Origin of the sequence: Paraburkholderia elongata, from assembly GCF_013177735.1 — a bacterium.
GTDB classification, from domain to species: domain Bacteria; phylum Pseudomonadota; class Gammaproteobacteria; order Burkholderiales; family Burkholderiaceae; genus Paraburkholderia; species Paraburkholderia elongata.
Genome location: NZ_WOEZ01000300.1, coordinates 1 through 18,150 on the forward strand (window position 1 = coordinate 1; position 18,150 = coordinate 18,150).

General features: G+C 60.0%; 18 protein-coding genes and 1 pseudogene. 8 read left to right on the forward strand and 11 right to left on the reverse strand.

Translation table 11 applies throughout. The features are described 5' to 3' along the window. Positions 1 to 677 precede the first annotated feature (677 nt). Positions 678 to 1,976: a citrate synthase gene (gene gltA / locus GNZ13_RS48210; RefSeq protein ID WP_172178291.1), complete on the reverse strand. Its 1,299-nt coding sequence runs from the start codon at positions 1,974 to 1,976 to the stop codon at positions 678 to 680. Positions 1,977 to 2,098: 122 nt separating this feature from the next. Between gltA and GNZ13_RS48215 the strand changes: the two genes are divergently transcribed. After that, on the forward strand, positions 2,099 to 2,383 hold the full coding sequence (locus tag GNZ13_RS48215) for a hypothetical protein (RefSeq protein WP_172178293.1): 285 nt from the start codon (positions 2,099 to 2,101) through the stop codon (positions 2,381 to 2,383). Positions 2,384 to 2,409: 26 nt separating this feature from the next. Further along, positions 2,410 to 2,811, forward strand: a complete 402-nt coding sequence (locus tag GNZ13_RS48220) for a hypothetical protein (RefSeq protein WP_172178295.1) — start codon at positions 2,410 to 2,412, stop codon at positions 2,809 to 2,811. 14 nt (positions 2,812 to 2,825) lie between these two features. Here the strand turns inward: GNZ13_RS48220 and GNZ13_RS48225 are convergent, their stop codons facing one another. The 3 genes from GNZ13_RS48225 to GNZ13_RS48235 all read right to left on the reverse strand — a co-directional run bounded on the left by GNZ13_RS48225 (position 2,826) and on the right by GNZ13_RS48235 (position 5,756). Further along, on the reverse strand, positions 2,826 to 3,611 hold the full coding sequence (locus GNZ13_RS48225) for an alpha/beta fold hydrolase (RefSeq protein ID WP_172178386.1): 786 nt from the start codon (positions 3,609 to 3,611) through the stop codon (positions 2,826 to 2,828). A 241-nt stretch (positions 3,612 to 3,852) separates the two neighbouring features. Continuing rightward, complete coding sequence (mreB, locus tag GNZ13_RS48230; protein ID WP_172178297.1) at positions 3,853 to 4,905, reverse strand: rod shape-determining protein; 1,053 nt, start codon at positions 4,903 to 4,905, stop codon at positions 3,853 to 3,855. 191 nt (positions 4,906 to 5,096) lie between these two features. After that, positions 5,097 to 5,756, reverse strand: coding sequence for an alpha/beta hydrolase (locus GNZ13_RS48235; RefSeq protein WP_172178299.1), 660 nt, complete (start codon positions 5,754 to 5,756; stop codon positions 5,097 to 5,099). 370 nt (positions 5,757 to 6,126) lie between these two features. Between GNZ13_RS48235 and GNZ13_RS48240 the strand changes: the two genes are divergently transcribed. Then, on the forward strand, positions 6,127 to 7,704 hold the full coding sequence (locus GNZ13_RS48240) for a DHA2 family efflux MFS transporter permease subunit (RefSeq protein ID WP_172178301.1): 1,578 nt from the start codon (positions 6,127 to 6,129) through the stop codon (positions 7,702 to 7,704). A 34-nt stretch (positions 7,705 to 7,738) separates the two neighbouring features. Here GNZ13_RS48240 and GNZ13_RS48245 read toward each other — a convergent pair whose 3' ends face one another. Continuing rightward, positions 7,739 to 8,491, reverse strand: a complete 753-nt coding sequence (locus GNZ13_RS48245; RefSeq protein ID WP_172178303.1) for an AraC family transcriptional regulator — start codon at positions 8,489 to 8,491, stop codon at positions 7,739 to 7,741. A gap of 148 nt (positions 8,492 to 8,639) precedes the next feature. Here GNZ13_RS48245 and GNZ13_RS48250 point away from each other — a divergent pair, with 148 nt between their 5' ends. Beyond that, the gene (locus GNZ13_RS48250) at positions 8,640 to 9,554 is read left to right on the forward strand and encodes a glutaminase (RefSeq protein WP_172178305.1); all 915 of its coding nucleotides are present in this window, start codon (positions 8,640 to 8,642) and stop codon (positions 9,552 to 9,554) included. Between the two features lie 259 nt (positions 9,555 to 9,813). Here GNZ13_RS48250 and GNZ13_RS48255 read toward each other — a convergent pair whose 3' ends face one another. Continuing rightward, complete coding sequence (locus tag GNZ13_RS48255; protein ID WP_172178307.1) at positions 9,814 to 10,845, reverse strand: NAD(P)H-quinone oxidoreductase; 1,032 nt, start codon at positions 10,843 to 10,845, stop codon at positions 9,814 to 9,816. A 151-nt stretch (positions 10,846 to 10,996) separates the two neighbouring features. Here GNZ13_RS48255 and GNZ13_RS48260 point away from each other — a divergent pair, with 151 nt between their 5' ends. Further along, positions 10,997 to 11,881, forward strand: coding sequence for a LysR family transcriptional regulator (locus tag GNZ13_RS48260; RefSeq protein WP_172178309.1), 885 nt, complete (start codon positions 10,997 to 10,999; stop codon positions 11,879 to 11,881). Positions 11,882 to 11,963: 82 nt separating this feature from the next. Here GNZ13_RS48260 and GNZ13_RS48265 read toward each other — a convergent pair whose 3' ends face one another. Continuing rightward, positions 11,964 to 12,542: a TetR/AcrR family transcriptional regulator gene (locus GNZ13_RS48265; protein ID WP_172178311.1), complete on the reverse strand. Its 579-nt coding sequence runs from the start codon at positions 12,540 to 12,542 to the stop codon at positions 11,964 to 11,966. Positions 12,543 to 12,697: 155 nt separating this feature from the next. On the opposite strand from GNZ13_RS48265, the gene GNZ13_RS48270 reads away from it, so the two are divergent. Both GNZ13_RS48270 and GNZ13_RS48275 read left to right on the forward strand, forming a co-directional pair. Then, positions 12,698 to 13,420 carry a hypothetical protein gene (locus tag GNZ13_RS48270; protein WP_172178313.1) on the forward strand — a complete coding sequence of 241 codons (723 nt, stop codon included), beginning with the start codon at positions 12,698 to 12,700 and terminating at the stop codon, positions 13,418 to 13,420. A gap of 117 nt (positions 13,421 to 13,537) precedes the next feature. After that, positions 13,538 to 14,506, forward strand: a complete 969-nt coding sequence (locus GNZ13_RS48275; protein WP_172178315.1) for a zinc-dependent alcohol dehydrogenase family protein — start codon at positions 13,538 to 13,540, stop codon at positions 14,504 to 14,506. Positions 14,507 to 14,716: 210 nt separating this feature from the next. Here the strand turns inward: GNZ13_RS48275 and GNZ13_RS48280 are convergent, their stop codons facing one another. From GNZ13_RS48280 to GNZ13_RS53705, 3 genes are all read right to left on the reverse strand, one after another. After that, the gene (locus GNZ13_RS48280) at positions 14,717 to 15,001 is read right to left on the reverse strand and encodes an XRE family transcriptional regulator (RefSeq protein ID WP_172178388.1); all 285 of its coding nucleotides are present in this window, start codon (positions 14,999 to 15,001) and stop codon (positions 14,717 to 14,719) included. Beyond that, positions 14,976 to 15,392 (reverse strand): type II toxin-antitoxin system RelE/ParE family toxin, encoded by a 417-nt coding sequence (locus GNZ13_RS48285; RefSeq protein ID WP_328807417.1) that lies wholly within the window; start codon positions 15,390 to 15,392, stop codon positions 14,976 to 14,978. Before GNZ13_RS48285 ends, GNZ13_RS48280 begins: the two co-directional genes overlap by 26 nt. 86 nt (positions 15,393 to 15,478) lie before the next feature. Beyond that, positions 15,479 to 15,610: a hypothetical protein gene (locus GNZ13_RS53705; protein WP_268959251.1), complete on the reverse strand. Its 132-nt coding sequence runs from the start codon at positions 15,608 to 15,610 to the stop codon at positions 15,479 to 15,481. A 1,035-nt stretch (positions 15,611 to 16,645) separates the two neighbouring features. Between GNZ13_RS53705 and GNZ13_RS53295 the strand changes: the two are divergent. Beyond that, positions 16,646 to 16,761, forward strand: a pseudogene (locus GNZ13_RS53295) (ferritin-like domain-containing protein); the annotation flags it as partial. Positions 16,762 to 17,164: 403 nt separating this feature from the next. Here the strand turns inward: GNZ13_RS53295 and GNZ13_RS48290 are convergent. After that, positions 17,165 to 18,061, reverse strand: a complete 897-nt coding sequence (locus GNZ13_RS48290; RefSeq protein WP_172178317.1) for a LysR family transcriptional regulator — start codon at positions 18,059 to 18,061, stop codon at positions 17,165 to 17,167. Positions 18,062 to 18,150 lie beyond the last annotated feature (89 nt).

Genomic DNA, 18,150 nt, shown 5'->3' on the forward strand with positions numbered 1-18,150 from the left:
ACTACAAGCGATTTTCGCCGTCCCCCGCGCACCACCACACAACAAATCAAGGACTTACGACTGCGGTCGGGTCAGAAAATGGCGAAAAACGGTGGCTTTCAGGCGCGAATAGCGAAAGTCGGGCTAATTCTTAAGTGGGTCCCCTGGCTTGGAGTGGGTAGTGGTGCATCTGGAATCCGTGCTATCGCACATTCGGCGTGAGTGACAAAGGGCTCATCAGCTCCCACTCCGCACTGCGTGCGTCGCGGATGGGTATGCATGGGAAACCAGGGGCTTCGTTTCGGCGTGGTTGGGGCCGTCGGCTTCGCCTCGGCGAGGCGCCGAATGAAGCGTAAGTACGAAACGCAGCGGGCGGGCTTAAGAAGTGCGCGTCGGCGCGCGTAGCGCCGCCGGAAGAATGACTGCCTTGTCACCAGGGCCGAGTGTGCGAAAACACAGATTCCAGATGCTCCACTACCGCAACTGCGCGAGGGGCCCGCTTAGCAGGGGGTTCGAGCCGCTTTCTTTTGCCTACTTTTCTTTGCGGCAGGCAAAGAAAAGTAGGTGCCCGCCCCGCACAGGGGCGACGCTAATAATCCAATATCAAATCAAGGAAAGGCCAAAAAGCCAGATCAAGGAAAGGCCAACGCCGCAGGCATACAGAAGAACAACCGCCGAGCAGGCAAAAACCCAAACCTTTACCGCTTGGCAAGCGGCCGAGCCTCACGCTGAGTCTCCCCCACGAACAATTGCCGCGGCCGCCCAATCTTCTGTTCCGGATCGGCGATCATTTCGTTCCACTGCGCAATCCAGCCGACCGTCCGAGCCATCGCGAAGATACACGTGAACATCGCCGTCGGAATACCCAACGCACGCTGCACGATCCCCGAATAAAAATCGACATTCGGATAGAGCTTTCGCGAAACGAAGTATTCGTCCTCAAGGGCAATCTTCTCGAGCGCCATAGCGAGCTTGAACAGCGGATCATCATGCAGCCCCAGCTCTTCCAGCACTTCATGACAAGTCTCACGCATCAGCTTCGCGCGCGGATCGTAATTCTTGTACACACGGTGACCAAAACCCATCAACTTCACGCCGGAGTTCTTATCCTTCACCTTCGCGATGAACTCAGGGATATTGTCGACCGAGCCGATCTCCTCCAGCATGTTGAGTGCAGCTTCATTCGCGCCGCCATGAGCCGGACCCCACAAACAAGCAATGCCCGCCGCAATACACGCGAACGGATTAGCGCCCGACGAACCCGCCAGACGCACCGTCGACGTCGACGCATTCTGCTCGTGATCCGCATGCAAAATCAGAATGCGGTCCAGCGCGCGCACCAGCACGTCGTTGACCTCGTACTCTTCCGCCGGATTGGCGAACATCATCCGCATGAAATTCGCGCTGTACGACAGGTCGTTCTTCGGATAAACGAACGGCTGGCCGACGGTGTACTTGTACGCCATCGCGACCAGAGTCGGCAGCTTCGCGATCATGCGAATCGCGGATACGTCGCGGTGCTGCGGATTGCTGATGTCAAGCGAGTCGTGATAGAACGCCGATAGCGCACCGACCGCCGCCACCAGAATCGCCATCGGATGCGCGTCACGGCGGAAACCGCGGAAGAAGAAATGCATCTGTTCATGCACCATCGTATGCTGCGTAACCGTGGTGACGAACTCTTCCTTCTGCTGCGCATTCGGCAACTCGCCCTTCAGCAGCAGGTAGCACGTTTCAAGGAAGTCGGCGTTTTGCGCCAGATTGTCGATCGGATAACCGCGATACAGCAGCTCGCCTTTGTCACCGTCGATATACGTGATTTCGGAATTGCATGCCGCCGTGGACATGAAACCCGGGTCGTACGTGAACTTGCCGGTCTGCCCGTACAGCTTGCGAATGTCGATGACATCCGGACCGAGCGTGCCCTGATAAATGGGCAAATCAATCGTCTGATCGCTGTCGGAAAAGCTCAGCGTCGCGTGTGTCTTCGAGTTCATCTACACGTTCCTTTTACTTTCACATCGCACACGTGCCGGCATGCTCGATCGTCGGATCACCGCTTGGCATGCTCAGGCTCCGCTTCGCATTCTACGGTCCGCAGGGGCTTCGATTGGGGCGATTGATCGCAACAATCCATCTCGACTGGCGCAACATTCGTTGTCTGAAAGATGGACGTCATCGCCTGAAACACGTGGATGCAAGCGGAAGTACGCAGCACGGAAAAGCGCCGTGCCCGCAGAGCGGCATTACCGGCCAAATGAAAGTTAGCGCGCTTACTGCAACAATGTTTTGCGGCAGTCAAGCTGCACAAGCAGCGCCGCTCTGCGATACTGAATCCGTGTTTTGCTTCCCCTGCGAACACATCGCTGTCTTTGGCCCGCCGTCCAACGGCGGGCCTTTTTAATCAGCCAGAAGAACAGGAAGGACCACATGAACGCATCTCTCGAAACGCTGTTTCCGGATCACGTCCACAACGAAGACAACATCGTCACCGCACTGAATCACCAGGACATCGTCGTGGCGTTGTCGGCGGCGCTAAAGACGCAAGACGTGGCGGTGCTGCATATGCTTTACCCGCGTACCGACGCGCGCACCCATCGCAGTCTCGATACCCTCGTGGATGTCCTGCACGGCCATGGCCTGCATGAAGTCGCGGATCTGATCGCGCAAGAAGCGCACTATCTGCTGTTCAAAGACCCCGTGAAGGCATGGAAAGCCTTCCACGAAATTCGCAACGACTCGCTCGCGATCGGCGTGCATCTGTATTACCACGGCCTCGTCGGCGAAGCCGCGGAACGCGCGCTCGATAAAGACGCGCATCGCAAGGCCTGAACCACGCGGGTGATTCAAACGTCCACTGAGCGAATGAACTCGTCGACGTAGCGATTGAACGCTGCAGGATGCGCGAGATTCATCCCGTGCGAGGCGCCGCGCACCGTTTCACGGCGTGAATCCGCCAGCCATGTTTGCAGCGCTGTCGCAGTGCGGCGAAACATGTCGGGACTCTTTTCGCCGTCGATCAGTAGCACCGGGCAGCGCACCTCGGCCGCCTGCTCGGGTACGTAAGCGGGTAACGGGTCACGGAATTGACGCGCGAGCGTGTGTGCGTTGTCGGTCGCCATCCTGCGAAATCCCGGCGTGCTCATCGCCCAGAATCCGGGGCGGCTCACCGAATCGACGAAGAGCTGCAAGCCCGCTTCCACCTCGCCGGTTTCGATCAGCTGCGCGGCTTTCGCGCGCAATGCGTTGACAGTCTCCGGCAAAGTCGCGGGCGGTCGCCCGGCAATCTGCAACGAGCCGCCCGGGTCAGCAAGCGTCAACGTGCGCACATACTGCGGATGGCGCCGCGCAAAATGGAATGTCACGCAGCCGCCGCGCGAATGACCCACCACGTGCGCCGGCCCGGCGCCGAAACGACCGATGAATTCGGCCACGTCGTCCGCATGTTCGCTCCAGCTGAACGGCAGGTCCGGCTCGGTATCCGTCACCGGCCAGTAATGCGTGAGACTCACCGTGACGCAGCGGTATTGCTTCGACAGACCCGTGAGTTGCGGCTGCCAATAGCGGTAGTCGCACAGCGATCCATGCACGAACAACAGCAGTTCACCCTCCCCGGCTTCCACATAGGGCATGCGTAAGCCGCTGTGCAGCGCGATAAATGACGGGGATGCGGCAGAGGACGAAGCGGAAACGGATTGATTCACAGGGGGTTCACGGACGGCGCGGCGACTGCTGAATAGATCAGCGGCGCCGGCTAGAAATGGATTCGAAGAAGAAAGCGTGTTGGCGTCCCTGAAATTGGGACGCGGAGCGTATTGTCACACAGCCATTCAATATGCGCCGAGGCTGCAACGCGGGACGTCCCGCATCAAATCATTCGTAAGCGCTGTCGTCGAGCAAACCGGCGCCAGCCGCCGCGCCCGCGCCACGCACTGCGCAAGTCAACGGTTCATCAGCGACGCGGACCTCGAGCCCGAGTTCGTTGGTCAGGCGACGGCCCAGATTGCCGAGCAGCGCGCCGCCGCCGGTCAGCACGATGCCGCTGTGCGCGATATCGGTGACCAGTTCGGCCGGTGCCGTTTCAAGCGCGCGTTTCACGGCGCCGATCACCTGACGCAGCGGGCCCTCGATCGCATCGGCGATGTCGTGGTTGCTCAACTGAACGGTGCGCGGCAAGCCGTCGTCGACGCTGCGCCCCGTCGCGTTCATATGTTCGACCGGCACGTCGCGCACGGCCGAACCGATGCCCTTCTTGACGTGTTCGGCGGTTTGCTCGCCAAGCAGCACGCCATACAGGTTGCGCACGTAACTGACGATCGCCAGGTCGAAACTGTCACCGCCCACGCGAACCGAGCCGCTATACGCGAGGCCGCCGAGCGAGATCACGCCGACTTCGGTCGTGCCGCCGCCAATGTCGACCACCATCGAGCCGGTCGCCGCCGATACCGGCAGGCCCGCACCGACCGCCGACGCCAGCGATTCGCCGATCAGACTGACCTTCCACGCGCCGGCCGCCACCGCGGCTTCCTTGATCGCGCGACGCTCGACCTGGGTGGCGCCCGCCGGCACGCACAGGGTGAACGCGGCGCGTCGGCTGAACAGCGGGCGCGGGCGAGCCATGTCGACGAATTGCCGGATCATCTGTTCGGCAGCGGAAAAATTGGCGATGACGCCGTGCCGCATCGGCCGTATGGCTTCGACGTTGCTCGGCGCGCGGCCGAGCAGCTGGCGCGCTTCGGCGCCCACTGCCGCCACGCGTTTTTGCCCGGCGGCGGACTCTTTCTGGAACGCCACGACGGACGGCTCGTTCAGCACGATGCCGCCGTTGTCGGTATAGATAAGGGTATTGGCCGTGCCGAGGTCCACCGCGACAGAATGACGGAACAGTCGATCGAAAAGCGGGTAATGCGGCGTTGGTCTGGCCATAGGAAGGCTCTGATGTGTCGTTATCCGCCCTTGTCGGGCAGTCTGGAAAATGCGCCCCCGGTCACCCGAGCCGCTTGGCACGCCCAGATGGGCGTTGCGCGGTCCGCGCGGCGGGGGTGATTTTCATGCTAATGAGCAGTTAACGGCAAGCAGATCAGAATCTTTAGGGCCACTTTTCAATCAGGACCGTGTCAGTCGCGCGACAAAGCGCCGAGCGCGTGCTCCAACGCCTGCTTGCCGAGCTCGACACCGTCCGCGTTAATCGTGTGACCAATGCCGGGCAACGCGTAGGCATCGACCGTGTAGCCGGCGTTGCTGAATGCGTCCGCAGCGTATTCCAGTTCCTGTACCGGGATCACTTCGTCCTCTTCGCCATGCACGAGCGTAAGCGGTGTGCCGTTCTGCGCGACGATCACCGAGCCGAGCCGCCCCGAATACGCGACAACAGCGGCAGCGCCTTCCGCGCTCGTCGCCACGTGATGCATCGCCATGATCGATCCCTGCGAGAAGCCGACCAATGCAAGGCGGTCGAAAGGAAGCTGCCAGTGCGCAAGTTCCGCCTCGAGCATGCGTCGCAACGCCGGATAGGCGGCAGCGACACGCACCTCGCGATTGCCCTCGTTGACATCGCGCAGGCTGAACCACTGGCGTCCGCCGAAGCCGCCGTCGAAGGGCTCGGTGCCGTCGAGCGAGGTGAACGCCACGTCCGGGAGGTTCTCGCTCCAGATGTCCGCGAGCGGCATCAGATCGCGCGCATTGCTGCCCACGCCGTGCATCAGCACCACCAATGCCTTGGCCGGCGTTGTCGCCGGCGCGCGCCGCCAGCCGTGTTCGAATTGTTCCCAGGCCATATTCAACTCCTCTCTCTGTACTCGCTTGTATTCTCGGTTCTTGTTTCCGCACGCGCCGCCAGCCACGCTGGCAATGCGCTGCCCTCCGTAGCGCCTTACTTGGCTTCGCTCGCGTAACTCTCGCGATGCCTCAAGTGGCTGCACGTGGCCTCAGGTGGCCGCACATCGCTTCGCGAAGCGCCATGCAGCCTAAGCCGGGAGCATACGCTGCCGGACTGGTTTCTGTCGTCGAATCTGCGTGGGCCGACGACGTCAAAACGTGAATACAGGTATGCTTTTGCGAGCACTCGACCGGCCGCCCGGCTCATTGCCCGGGCAGTGAATAACACGCCGTGCAGAACACCCGTAGCATCGCAATCCGGAGAATCGTTTGAGCCAGCCGTCTTCCGCGCCTGCTGCCACGCCGCCCGCACCACCGCCGCCATTGCAAGGCGGCAAACTGGTTCTGGCGACCATCGCCGTCGCGCTCGCCACCTTCATGAACGTGCTCGACACGTCGATCGCGAACGTTGCGATCCCAACCATTTCGGGCAACCTCGGCGTCTCGGTCGATGAAGGCACGTGGGTCATCACGGTGTTCGCCGCGGCCAATGCCGTCTCGATTCCCCTGACCGGCTGGCTCACGCAACGCATCGGCCAGGTCAAGCTGTTCGTCGGTGCGATTCTGATGTTCGTGCTGGCTTCGTGGTTATGCGGCATTGCGCCCACGCTGCCGATCCTGCTGGTCGCGCGGGTGTTCCAGGGCGCGGTGGCCGGTCCGCTGATTCCGCTCTCGCAAGCGATTCTGCTCGGCTCGTATCCCAAGGAGAAGTCGTCGACCGCACTCTCGCTATGGGCCATGACGGCGACCGTCGGCCCAATTGCGGGCCCCGCGCTCGGCGGCTGGATCACGGATAGTTATAGCTGGTCGTGGATCTTCTACATCAACATTCCGGTCGGCATTTTCGCGGCCGGCGTCACGTGGATGATCTATCGCACCCGTGAGTCGGCAACCCGCAAGCCACCCATCGACGTGGTCGGGCTGGGCCTGCTGGTTACTTGGGTCGCCTCGCTGCAGATCATGCTCGACAAGGGTAAGGACCTCGACTGGTTCTCGTCGCCGGTGATCGTGATTCTCGGCGTCACAGCGCTGATCAGTTTCGCGTTTTTCCTCGTGTGGGAGCTGTCCGAGGAGAATCCGATCGTCGATTTGCGGCTCTTCCAGCAACGCAATTTTCTCGGCGGCACGATTGCGATTTCGGTGGCGTACGGCGTGTTCTTCGGCAACCTGGTGCTGCTGCCGCAATGGATGCAGGAGTATCTGAACTACCGCTCCGTGGATGCCGGTCTCGTTACCGCGCCGCTCGGCGTCTTCGCGGTACTGCTCGCGCCGGTGATGGGCCGCGTGCTGCCGCGTTCGGACGCACGCATCATTGCGACCCTCGCGTTTATCGGCTTCGCGATCGTGTTTTATATGCGCTCGAAGTACTTGATCGAAATCGACACGTGGCACCTCGTGCTCCCCACGCTGCTGCAAGGCATTCCGATGGCGCTGTTCTTCGTGCCGCTGACGGCGATCATTCTGTCCGGTCAGCCGCCGAACAAGATTCCGGCGGCCGCTGGCTTGTCGAATTTCGTGCGGGTGTTTTGCGGCGCGGTGGGCACGTCGATCGCCGGCAACGAGTGGAATAACCGCACGGTGCTGCACCACGAACGGCTCACCGAGCAGGCCACCGTCAACAACCCGCTGTTCAGCCAGCAGATCGATTCGACCCAATCGCTGCTGCACCTGAATACAAATTCGGCGCAAGCGCTGTTCGATTTCACGGTGAACACGCAGGCCGCGATGATGGGCCTGAACGACATCTTCTATGTATCGGCGATCATTTTCATTCTGATCATTCCGCTGATCTGGATTACGAAGCCGGCCAAGGGTGGCGGCGGAGCGAGTGCGGCGGGCGCGCACTGATCGCGGTGTTCGCGGTGTTTTTTGGGGCGCTGCGTCAGCGGAAATAGCGAGCGGGCGTGTCGCCGAACGCGTCGCGAAACACCGCGATAAACGACGACACGTCGTTGTAACCCACTTCGAGCGCCACCTGCGTGACGCTAGCCCCGGCGCCGAGGCGCTCCAGTGCAACTAGCAGCCGCAGTTGCTGCCGCCACTGGCCGAAGGTCTGCCCGGTCTCCTTGACGAAAAGGCGCGCCGCCGTGCGAGCGGTCACGCCGGCGGCTGCGGCCAGATCGTCGAGCACCGCCGGTTCCGCCGGGTTGGCGTTCAGCGCTTCGGCGATCCGCTGGATCCGTGGATCGCGCGGCCAGTGCAGCGCGAGAGGCGCGGTGGGCAACCCGGACAGGCGGTCCAGCAAGACTTGCAGGAGGCGTTCGGCGGGTTCGTCGAACGGTTTGTCGTGCGGCAGATCGGCCGCGGCGCTCAGCAAAGCTTCCCCCAGACGGTCGAGCGCCAGCGCAACGTTTTGCGCCGGTAACGGCGCGGCATCCACATCGGCATACAGCGAATGGAATCTCACCGGCTCGGCGGCCGACAGGTAATGCTGCACGTTCGCCATCAGCCAGAGCGCGTGACCCGGCGGCACGACCCATCGTCCAGTTTCAGTGCGCACGGTCAGCACGCCTACGCTCACGTGAATCAACCGCGCGCGGCGATAGGCGCGCCACGGCTCGTCCAACGCGTTGTAACGCTCTTCGACCACGAATACCGGACGCGCGACGCCGTCCGGATCGAAGGCTTGCATCATGAATGTCCGTTTTGCCCGGTCGCCTTAATAAACACAGCAAGATTAGCATAGCCTTTGCGAAACGCTGCTCGAACCCCGCCGTGCCTCTCCGCATAAACAATTCGCGCCAGGTTGCCAGTAGAATCGCGACTTCAACGGTCCGAGCCCAATGAACTACGCATCCATCCTCGAACAGATTCATCGCGATCTTCAGCCTTATCTGGGCACCGGCAAGGTCGCCGACTACATTCCCGAACTCGCGAAAGTCCCTGCCGACAGTTTCGGCATGGCAATCGTCACGGCCTCGGGCGAAGTGTTCCGCACCGGCGCCGCCGACACGCGCTTTTCCATTCAGAGTATCTCCAAGCTGTTCGCCTGCACCATGGCGTTCCGGCTGCTCGGCGACGAGCTCTGGCAGCGCGTGGGGCGCGAGCCGTCCGGCAATGCCTTCAATTCGCTGGTCCAGCTCGAGGCCGAACACGGCAAGCCGCGCAATCCGTTCATCAACGCGGGCGCGCTGGTCGTCACCGACGTGTTGTGCCGCCGTTTCGTGCAGGCCGAAACCGCGCTGGTCGAATTCATGCGGCGGCTGACGGGCGAACCCAGCATCGACTACGATTCGCGCGTCGCGCTGTCGGAGTTGCAGCACGCCCACCGCAACCGCGCGATGGCGCATTTCATGGCGAGCTTCGGCAACCTGGAGATGCCGCCGGAAGTGGTCGTCGACGCTTATTGCCGGCAGTGCGCGATTTCGATGAGCTGTGTCGAGCTGGCGAAGGCGGCGCTGTTTCTGGCAAATCGGGGGGGGGTGCCCGCCACTGGCGAGCGGATTCTCGACACGAGTTCCGCCAAGCGGCTTTCCGCGCTGATGCTGACCTGCGGCACTTATGACGCGGCGGGCGATTTCGTCTACCGGGTCGGCTTGCCGGCGAAAAGCGGCGTGGGCGGCGGGATTGTTGCGGTGCTGCCGGGCGAGATGGCCGTGTGCGTGTGGTCGCCAGGGCTCGACAGCAATGGCAATTCGCTGGCGGGGGTGAAGGCATTGGAATGGCTGACCACACTTACCGGGCAGTCGATCTTTTGACGCCGCCGGTGCGGATAATTTCAGGGCGTATTTCTATCGAGCAGAAGCGTGGCTGATGCCGAATTTTTCCTTCGGCAGTAGGCGACCCATCGGAGTCATTCAGGCTCGATCCACCTCCGTCCGCTTTCGAACCGACTTCGGCCGATCGTCGAGCAGATCGTGAGACAGACCGTGACCTTTAAAAGTAACGCTTTTTCTTGACGTCCATCACGAAAGCGGCAAGAGGCTTGCCACCTCCGCTTTGGCGGCAAGCCTGGCTTCAGCCAATGAGATCGGCACCTGTCGTAAGGACAATCTTTCCAAAGTGTGTGCCGGAATCGATCAGCTCGTGAGCGCCGCGAGCGTCGGCAAGCGCAAAGGTCTTGTAGACAACCGGCTTGACTTTGCCGCTCTCGATGTGCGGCCAGACCTGCCGCTCCAGTTCATTGACGATGGTCGCCTTGTCCGCGGATGTGCGCGATCGCAATGTTGAGCCCATATGCGTTAGACGTTTCGTCAGCATCGGCAAGACGTTGAGATCCTTCGCCGGCCCCTTGATTACGCCCACCTGGAGGATCCGTCCATCCATGGCTGCGGCGTCATAGTTTCTAGCCACGTAGTCGCCGGCAATAATGTCGAGGATCACGTCGACGCCTCTTCCATCGGTGGACCGCTTCGTTTCGACGACGAAATCTTCCTCGCGGTAATCTATCGCGAGGTCTGCGCCTAGCGCCAGGCTGGCCTCCCGGTGTGCCTGCGAGCCAACGGTCGTGATGATTTTCGCAGCGCCGAATGCCTTCGCCAGCATGGTCGCCGTGGTACCGATACCTGACGCGCCGCCATGGATCAACACCGATTCGCCGGCAACCAGCTTGCCGCGCTGGAACAGGTTCAGCCATACCGTCATAAACGTTTCGGGCATCGCCCCCGCTTCCACCAACGTCAGGCCTTTGGGGATATGCATCGTGTTGCAGGCATGCGCGACTGCATATTCTGCGTAGCCACCGCCGGGAATCAATGCACACACCAGTTCGCCGATCCGGAATTGGGACACGTCGGAGCCGACGGCAACCACTTGACCTGCCACTTCCAGCCCTGGAATGTCCGAAGCGCCGGGGGGCGGATCATATAGTCCTTTGCGCTGGAAAACGTCTGGACCGTTCACGGCAGCCGCGTGGATGCGGATCAGAACCTGATCGGCGGCCGGCATCGGCACAGGGCGCGTAGTCGGCACCAGGACCTCAGGACCGCCGGGCTGTTTGATCTCAATGGCCACCATGGACGACGGCACACGATAAGTTGAAGCAGACATGGATACCACTCCTTCTATTGATGAGGCTCGATTGATCCGGGCGGATCGTTGAACGAGGAACTCTTGCGTTCAGTATAGGCATCGACATTGATGAATAAGCGCAGCATTATTCACGTGGTGAGATGCAAATTTGCATCAGGAGGGCGGCACGATGAACTGGGACGACGCGCGAGTGTTTCTCGCGGTGGAGCGCGAAAAAACGCTCCGTGGAGCGGCCAGAACGCTCAATCTCGATCAGGCGACGGTCGGCAGACGGATTGCGGCGCTAGAGCACGCCCTACGTGCAACGCTCTTCCTGCGCACCTCTGAGGGTTACGCGTTGACTGCCGCAGGCGAGGCCGCGCTGAGATCGGCGGAGAAAATGGAACACTCCGCACACGAACTCGTCAGACGAACTCAAGGCACGGATACACGGCTTGCGGGGGACGTTAGAGTCACCAGCACCGACTCGATCGCGCTCGACTTCCTGCTTCCCGCCATCGAACGCCTGCATGCTGCGCATCCCGAAGTGCGCGTCCTGCTGGACACGTCGACGCGCATGCTAAATCTGGCAAAGCGTGAAGCGGATATCGCGGTCCGGTCAGTCAGGCCGGATAATCCCGATCTTGTCGCGCGGCGCTTGGCTCGCTGGCCCATGGCGCTCTTTGCATCGAATGCTTATCTTGAGCAGCACGGCAAGCCCGCCGCTGGCTCCGCATTCGCGGGCCACGATCTTGTCGTCTATCAGGGAAACTGGACCGGCAATCGATCACCGACTCTTGCTGGCGAACCGATACACGCGGGGCGCATCGTATCGACCTTCAATTCCAGTCTCATGCTGCGTACCGCGGTAAAGGCTGGCATTGGCATCGGTGAGCTTCCGATACATCTGGCTGAACACGACGGCCTCGTGCAGATATGGCCGGAACCCGCACGTGGGGCGGTCTACGAAATCTGGCTCGTCACGCATCAAGACCTTCGGCATACCGCGCGCATCGCAGCAATGATTGACGGCATCGTCTCCGCGTTCGAAGATCACACAACCCACACAAAATAGTCACGCACGACGTGGCTGCGGCGGCTTCTGTTGGCTTGAACGAGACGGTCGCCGCCCAAGCATTCGCAACGATGCGCTTGCTTCAAATCGCAGCAGGGCTGACCTGCATCACCAACGCCTTCGCGTTTGCGAGAATCTGCTGTGCAAGGCCGGCGTCACCCACCGCGCGCGACATACTCACTGCGCCGACGATGGCGGTGAGAATTGCCGTTGCGCGGGCGGTCGCCGCCTCGCCGGTACCGATGGTCTGCGCGATCTGCTGCACGTTCCTGTTGAACTGTTCGGCAATGACCTGCTGGACCTGCGGGCCTGCGTAGCGGGCTTCTCCGGCGAGCGTGCAAATGCCGCAGCCGCTCGTCGGATCGGCTACATGCGCTGGGTCGAGCCACGCGTCCACCACTTGCTCAAGAGTGGGTTTCTTCTTGCGCGAGAAAAGCGCGTCGAGCTTCGCCTGACCTTTTTCCATGGTGCGCCTGGCCGCCTCGGCAACCATCGCGTCGCGCGACTCAAAATGTCCGTAGAAGGCGCCTTTAGTGAGGCCGGCGTTCTGCATCAACTCCGCGACAGCAACGCTATCAAGCCCTCGCTCGCCTATCTGACGTGCGGCCGCTTCCAGGATGCGCTCGCGGCTGGCCGCCTTTTCTGCCCGTGAATGTCCCATTGTTTCAATAGTTCCAACAAACAGTTACTTGACAATCTGCAGTACGGTCGTAATACTGTTTCTGCAGCACAGTTGACCGGCACATTATAGCTCCGCCGGACAGGGTGAGCCGTGTGACATGGCGGCAAGGAATATCAGCAGCAGGAGAGTAGATGATGAGCGCATTACTTGAGCAAGCAGTCGAGGCCCACGGAGGGATCGCAAACTGGAAAAAGCTTCGTGCCGTTTCCGCCAGACTCGATATCGGCGGCGCCATATGGCACGTCAAGGGCCAACCCGATATGTTCAGAGAGGTCGAACTGCAGGCGGACCTACGAACGCAACGTCTTGAGATGACGTCGCAGACTGCAGGTTGGAAAGGCCATTTCACGCCGGACCTCGTGCGGATCGAATCGTTGGATGGAGATTCCGTCGAAGAGCGCCACGCGCCACGGGCGTCGTATGAAGACCATACCCAGCAGACCCAATGGGACCGCTTGCATGCGTTGTACTTTTGCAGCTATGCCCTCTGGAGCTACCTGACCATACCGTTTCTCTATACGTACCCCGGCTTCCATACGGAGGCGTTACCGGAATGGGAAGAAAACGGAGAGGTGTGGCAACGGCTGAAGGTGACGTTTCCGGACTCGATTGCGAGCCATAGCCGGGAGCAGATCTCCTATTTCGGCGAAGATGGCCTGCTGCGCCGCCACGATTACACGGTGGATGTGATGGGCGGCGCACCCGGCGCCAACTACGCATCGAACTATCAGAACGTTGGCGGCATCATGGTCCCGATGTCGCGTCGCGTCTATGCCTACGACACTGCAGGACAAAAGATCGATGACCCGCTCCTCGTGTCCATCGATTTTCGTTCGATTGCATGGCGCACGGACTGAGCCGGTGTTCTGAACAGTCTTGTCGCATTGTGGCGCGTACTACCCCTTCGAATCCCAAAGGCACGAGTGGTTTGCTCTGGCTGAAACGTCCATGCACCATTAATAGGAGTCCCGGCGATGAAAGCCGTTGTTCTTAAAGCATTAGGTGAACCGTCAACGGTTCTTGAATTCCGCGAACTTCCAGAACCTGAAAAGCCGGGTGCTGGCGAGGCGCTTGTAGCAGTCGACTATGCCCCGATCAATTTCAGCGACATGCTCGTTGCCCGGGGACGCTACGCGATTCGTCCCGAGTTGCCTTCCGTTATTGGAAATGAAGGAGTGGGTCGCGTGCTCGAACTCGGCGAGGGCGTCACGAACCTGCGGGTGGGCGATCGCGTGATTCTTCCGATGGGCAGCTTTACCTGGCGCGAACGGATGATCGCCCGCGCGCATGACCTGATCGCAGTGCCCCAGGCGATCGATCCCAGACAAGCGGCAATGCTTGCCATTAACGCACCGTCAGCCTATCTGCTCATCAATGCGTATGTCGATCTGAAGCGTGGAGACTGGATCGCGCTGAACGCGGCAAACTCGGCCATCTCCCGCTGGCTCGTCGGATTCGCAAAGCGCAAGGGAGCCAACGTGCTCGGGCTCGTCCGTCGTGCGGAAGCGGTAAGCGCCGCAATGGAAGCGGGTTGTGACCTCGTTTTGCTGGACGTGGACAGTGCACCCGAACAGTTTGCCGATAAACAGCGGCCGGCACGCATTCGTCTCGCACTGGATGCCATCGGCGGCGAATCTTCGGGGCGTCTCGTCAGGTTGCTGGGACCTGCAGGCACGCTCGTGTCTTACGCTGGCCAGAGCTTCTCGTCGATGGTGACGAGCCCTTTCGACGTCATCTTCAACGACCTGACTATTCGTGGTTTCTCGATAGGAAACCCACACTTCGCCAATCAGATCGCCGGTGCCATTGTGTCGGCGGCGGAGATGGTGGCATCGGGCGAGATATCGATTCCCATCGCGGCGGAATATGGACTCGAGGAAATCGGTGCTGCGATCGTCCATGCCGAGAAGGGCGGAAAAGTCCTGCTGAAGGTGGCTAGTTAGAAAGAAGGGAAACAGCGGAGACTCCGCCCTGAATGTCAACTGTATTAGCCTGGACTTGATCTGACAGGTAGTCGGAAAGCGAAGTAACGAAGTCGATTCAGTGAGGGATCAGTTTCTCCCGGGCGAGTTCAAGAGAATCGAGGAACGAGCACTCGGCGCCGCCTTGCACATCAAGAAACTAGCTGAACGGCACTCTCGAGTGCCGTTCGTTTAAGCTGCAAGTTCGAATCGAAATTTTTTCCCGAGCGCCGCGGCCGCACTCGCCAACGTAGTCAGCGTCAGGCTCGTATCAGTTTCATCCAGCAATCGATTGAGTGCCGCACGACTCGTCTTCATCTTCGCTGCCATTGCCGTCTTTGACAGATGCTGAGCTTTCATTTCCTGCTCGATCTGCCAGGCAATGACACGCTTCATCGCCGTAGCAGTGGCTTCTTCCAGCATCGCCTCTTCGGCCAGGAAGTCATCAAAATCACTGCCGATATGCCTGTTTGCCATGTTCAATTCCTTGGCCATGATCCATCCTAAAATTTACCTGACGTTCCTCAACTGGCGCAATCGATCCTTTGCCAAATCCAGATCTTCCTGAGGCATAGCCTGAAACTTTTTTGATGAATCCATGCAGCAAGGCAATATCGCCACCCACCACAGTGAACAGCACTCGGGCAATCCGCCGGTGAAGGTGAATACGAATTTCCCAGAGATCCTTGCCCATCTTGCGCACCAGCGGCGTCCCAATAGGCCAGCCGATCTGTACGGTTTTTATGTCTTCGCCAACGGTCCTGCGATCCTCTGCGCCGAGGCTTTTAAGCCATTCCCGAACTGGCTCGTTACCGGCATCCGTTCGAAAAAATTTAACAGCAAGTACAACTTGAACCGTCTTTGACATCGCGACTGGGCGGAAAAATTGACATCAATTGAATACCTCGATCGTACCAAAATTGGTACGAGTTGGCAATCGGTAGGAATATGCGCCTAGCGCACTAGCGACGAGAGCGCCGCGACGCGCTCCGGCCTCGCCTTCATCAGTGCCTCTTTCAACACCGCCACCGCTGCGTGCGCGTCCGCACCACCCACCTGCCCTGTCACACCGGTAATTGCATACAAGCTCGTCGCTCCTTGAATACGGCCGGTGCCTCGCCGAGCAAGATTCTCGGTGCTTCCCAGCAATTTCACGGGAGCATGAATGCCATTCGGTTAATGACTTAGTGACATGCAAAGTCTCTCCCGGCGACCTGCGGCGCTATGGAGAAACATCAAAGTCTGCGGGGAAATTTGATTGGAAGGCCGGTACCACTGTTGAAGTTTCAGGCATGAGACAGGGTCAAAGTTCGCAGCAGCAATTGCGATCTCTGAGGCTGCATCGATTCCAGCTCCGCAAAGTTTGCAGGATCGCCCACCAATAACGCTTACGAAACAACGACAAAAAAGGGATGCATCAAAATCATGCTGCGCCGCATCAAATAGGGACGCACCATTGCGAATTGGATATGTAGCCGACACGTATTGCATGGATTTGCACCCGCCAAAGGCGAGGACAGCCACCCGAGCCTTGACGCAGGCCGCCCACCTGCATTCACGCCCATCCGCAACAACGCACGCGGCTACGCTTTTTATCTCCGAACATTTCAACCGAAGCTAAAGCTAAGATGTCCCGATGACGACAGGAGCGATAACCCTGTGCGAACGTCGGGCCCTACGAGCCAATGTCGGTCGATGACCTCGTCAAACACGACGCCGGTAGCCGCGATAACCGGTGTTATCGCGGCAATTATGCGACGACATGCTTTGCCGCGATGACCTGACGACTCGGACCTGCCTCCTCCCATCCATTAAGGTCGCAGATTGGCCCATTGCCGCCGGTCGTGATGTCAGGGATTCAACGGCGGTAAACCGAGTGGTCCGGTCACTCAAGCTGACCTCTCGCAGACAGCAGTTCGGCCATTGCTGACGTTCAGGTGTCGCGGTTCACGAGGCAGCTTAATTTTCCTTTCCTGTCGTTCGGAGCATCGCGCCGGCGAAGACCGGATCCTCAGCGGATGCGTACTCTCGACCCGCTTCAGTGATCCAAAGGGCTCACGATCCAATTTCAAACGGCGGATTTCGTCGTACATGCCTCACACTTCAAAGTAGGCACTCGTGTATACGCACTATTCGTTCCTCGTCTTCGGATTCGGCGGATTCCGATCAGATCCTGACTACGTAAGCAGGCCGACGAATCGTTGTTGCACGCACAGCAAGTCGGAGAGTGGATCACCGCAGCGCGTCGTAGTCATCTACGGTGTTCGCACGCGGGAGACGCTGGAACAGCCAGTTCAGTTAGCGGTACGGATCGATGCCGTTGGCCCTGCAGGTTTATGCCGAATCCCACGCTATGCCGAATCGAATAGAAAGTTCACGCTGGAGGCGTGACAGCCCAAGCGCTCGAAGAGCGCATTCCAGTTGTCGCGATTAGGCATAGTCCGTGCGTTAAGGGCAGAAGTTGACGGCCGATCTCCAATGACCCTCGCCGTTACCACACATCAAGCGTTGAGTAATTCTGCACGTACGGATTTCTGCGGGGAGCGAGGAGCAATTCCCGTCCCTACCGCGACCGACCGGGCGTCGCCGTACTTCATTTCATGCCGGGTGGCGGGAAGAACGCGAACAATGCCAAGCGCACTATCGTTGGCCAAGTTCATGAATGAGATCAACAAAAGCGCGGAGTCCCGCTGGTAGCTGCCGCCCAGGGGGATAGTAGAGCGCCAGACCACGGTAGCTGGGCATCCAGTCCTGCAGCACGCGCACAAGCCGTCCAGCCGCCAGGTCGTCACGCACATACCAATCGGCCAGATAGGCCAGGCCCGTACCGGCCAAGGCGGCTTCACGCATGAGGCCCGGGTCGTCGAGCGTGAGTGGTCCGCTTACTTCGATATTCATTGGTTCGCCATGACGGGAGAACTCCCAGCGCGACGGCGCACCACTGGGAAACCTGGCCCGTACACAGGGGTGCCCGGCAAGCTCGGCCGGTGAAGTTGGGGTCGGGAACCGTGAGAAGTGCTCAGGCGAACCCACCACCGCCATCCGGAGATCACCGTCGATCGGGATGCGGACCATGTTTTGCGGCACCGTCTCACTCAGGCGAATCCCGGCATCGAAGCCCTCGGCCACGATGTCGACCATTTGCCCCTCGGTCACGATCTCCACCTTCATATCGGGGTAGCGGCTCAGGTACACCAGTACGATGGGCGCAAACACCATGCGGACTGCGCCCAGCGAGGCGTTGATGCGGAGCGTGCCAATAGGCGAAAGGCGATGGAGGGTAGTTTCCTCCATGGCGCCGCGAATCTCCGACAAGGCCGGCCCGATCCGGGCGACGAAGTGCTCGCCAGCCTCGGTCAGCGAGACACTACGGGTGGTCCGATGAAACAGGCGAACGCCGAGTCGCGTTTCCAGTCCCGCAACAGCGTTGCTCAAGGCCGTGGTCGAGATGCCGAGTTCATTCGCTGCGCGGCGAAAGCTCTGGCAGCGGGCAACAGCAAGTGCGGCCTCCAGGCCGACTAAGCCAGATTTCTGCATTATCCCGATTTTCGAACCAAGATATCAAACTTTATCCATCTTATCAGAATAATTGGGCCGGCGTATGCTGCGTGCACCACCTCCCGATA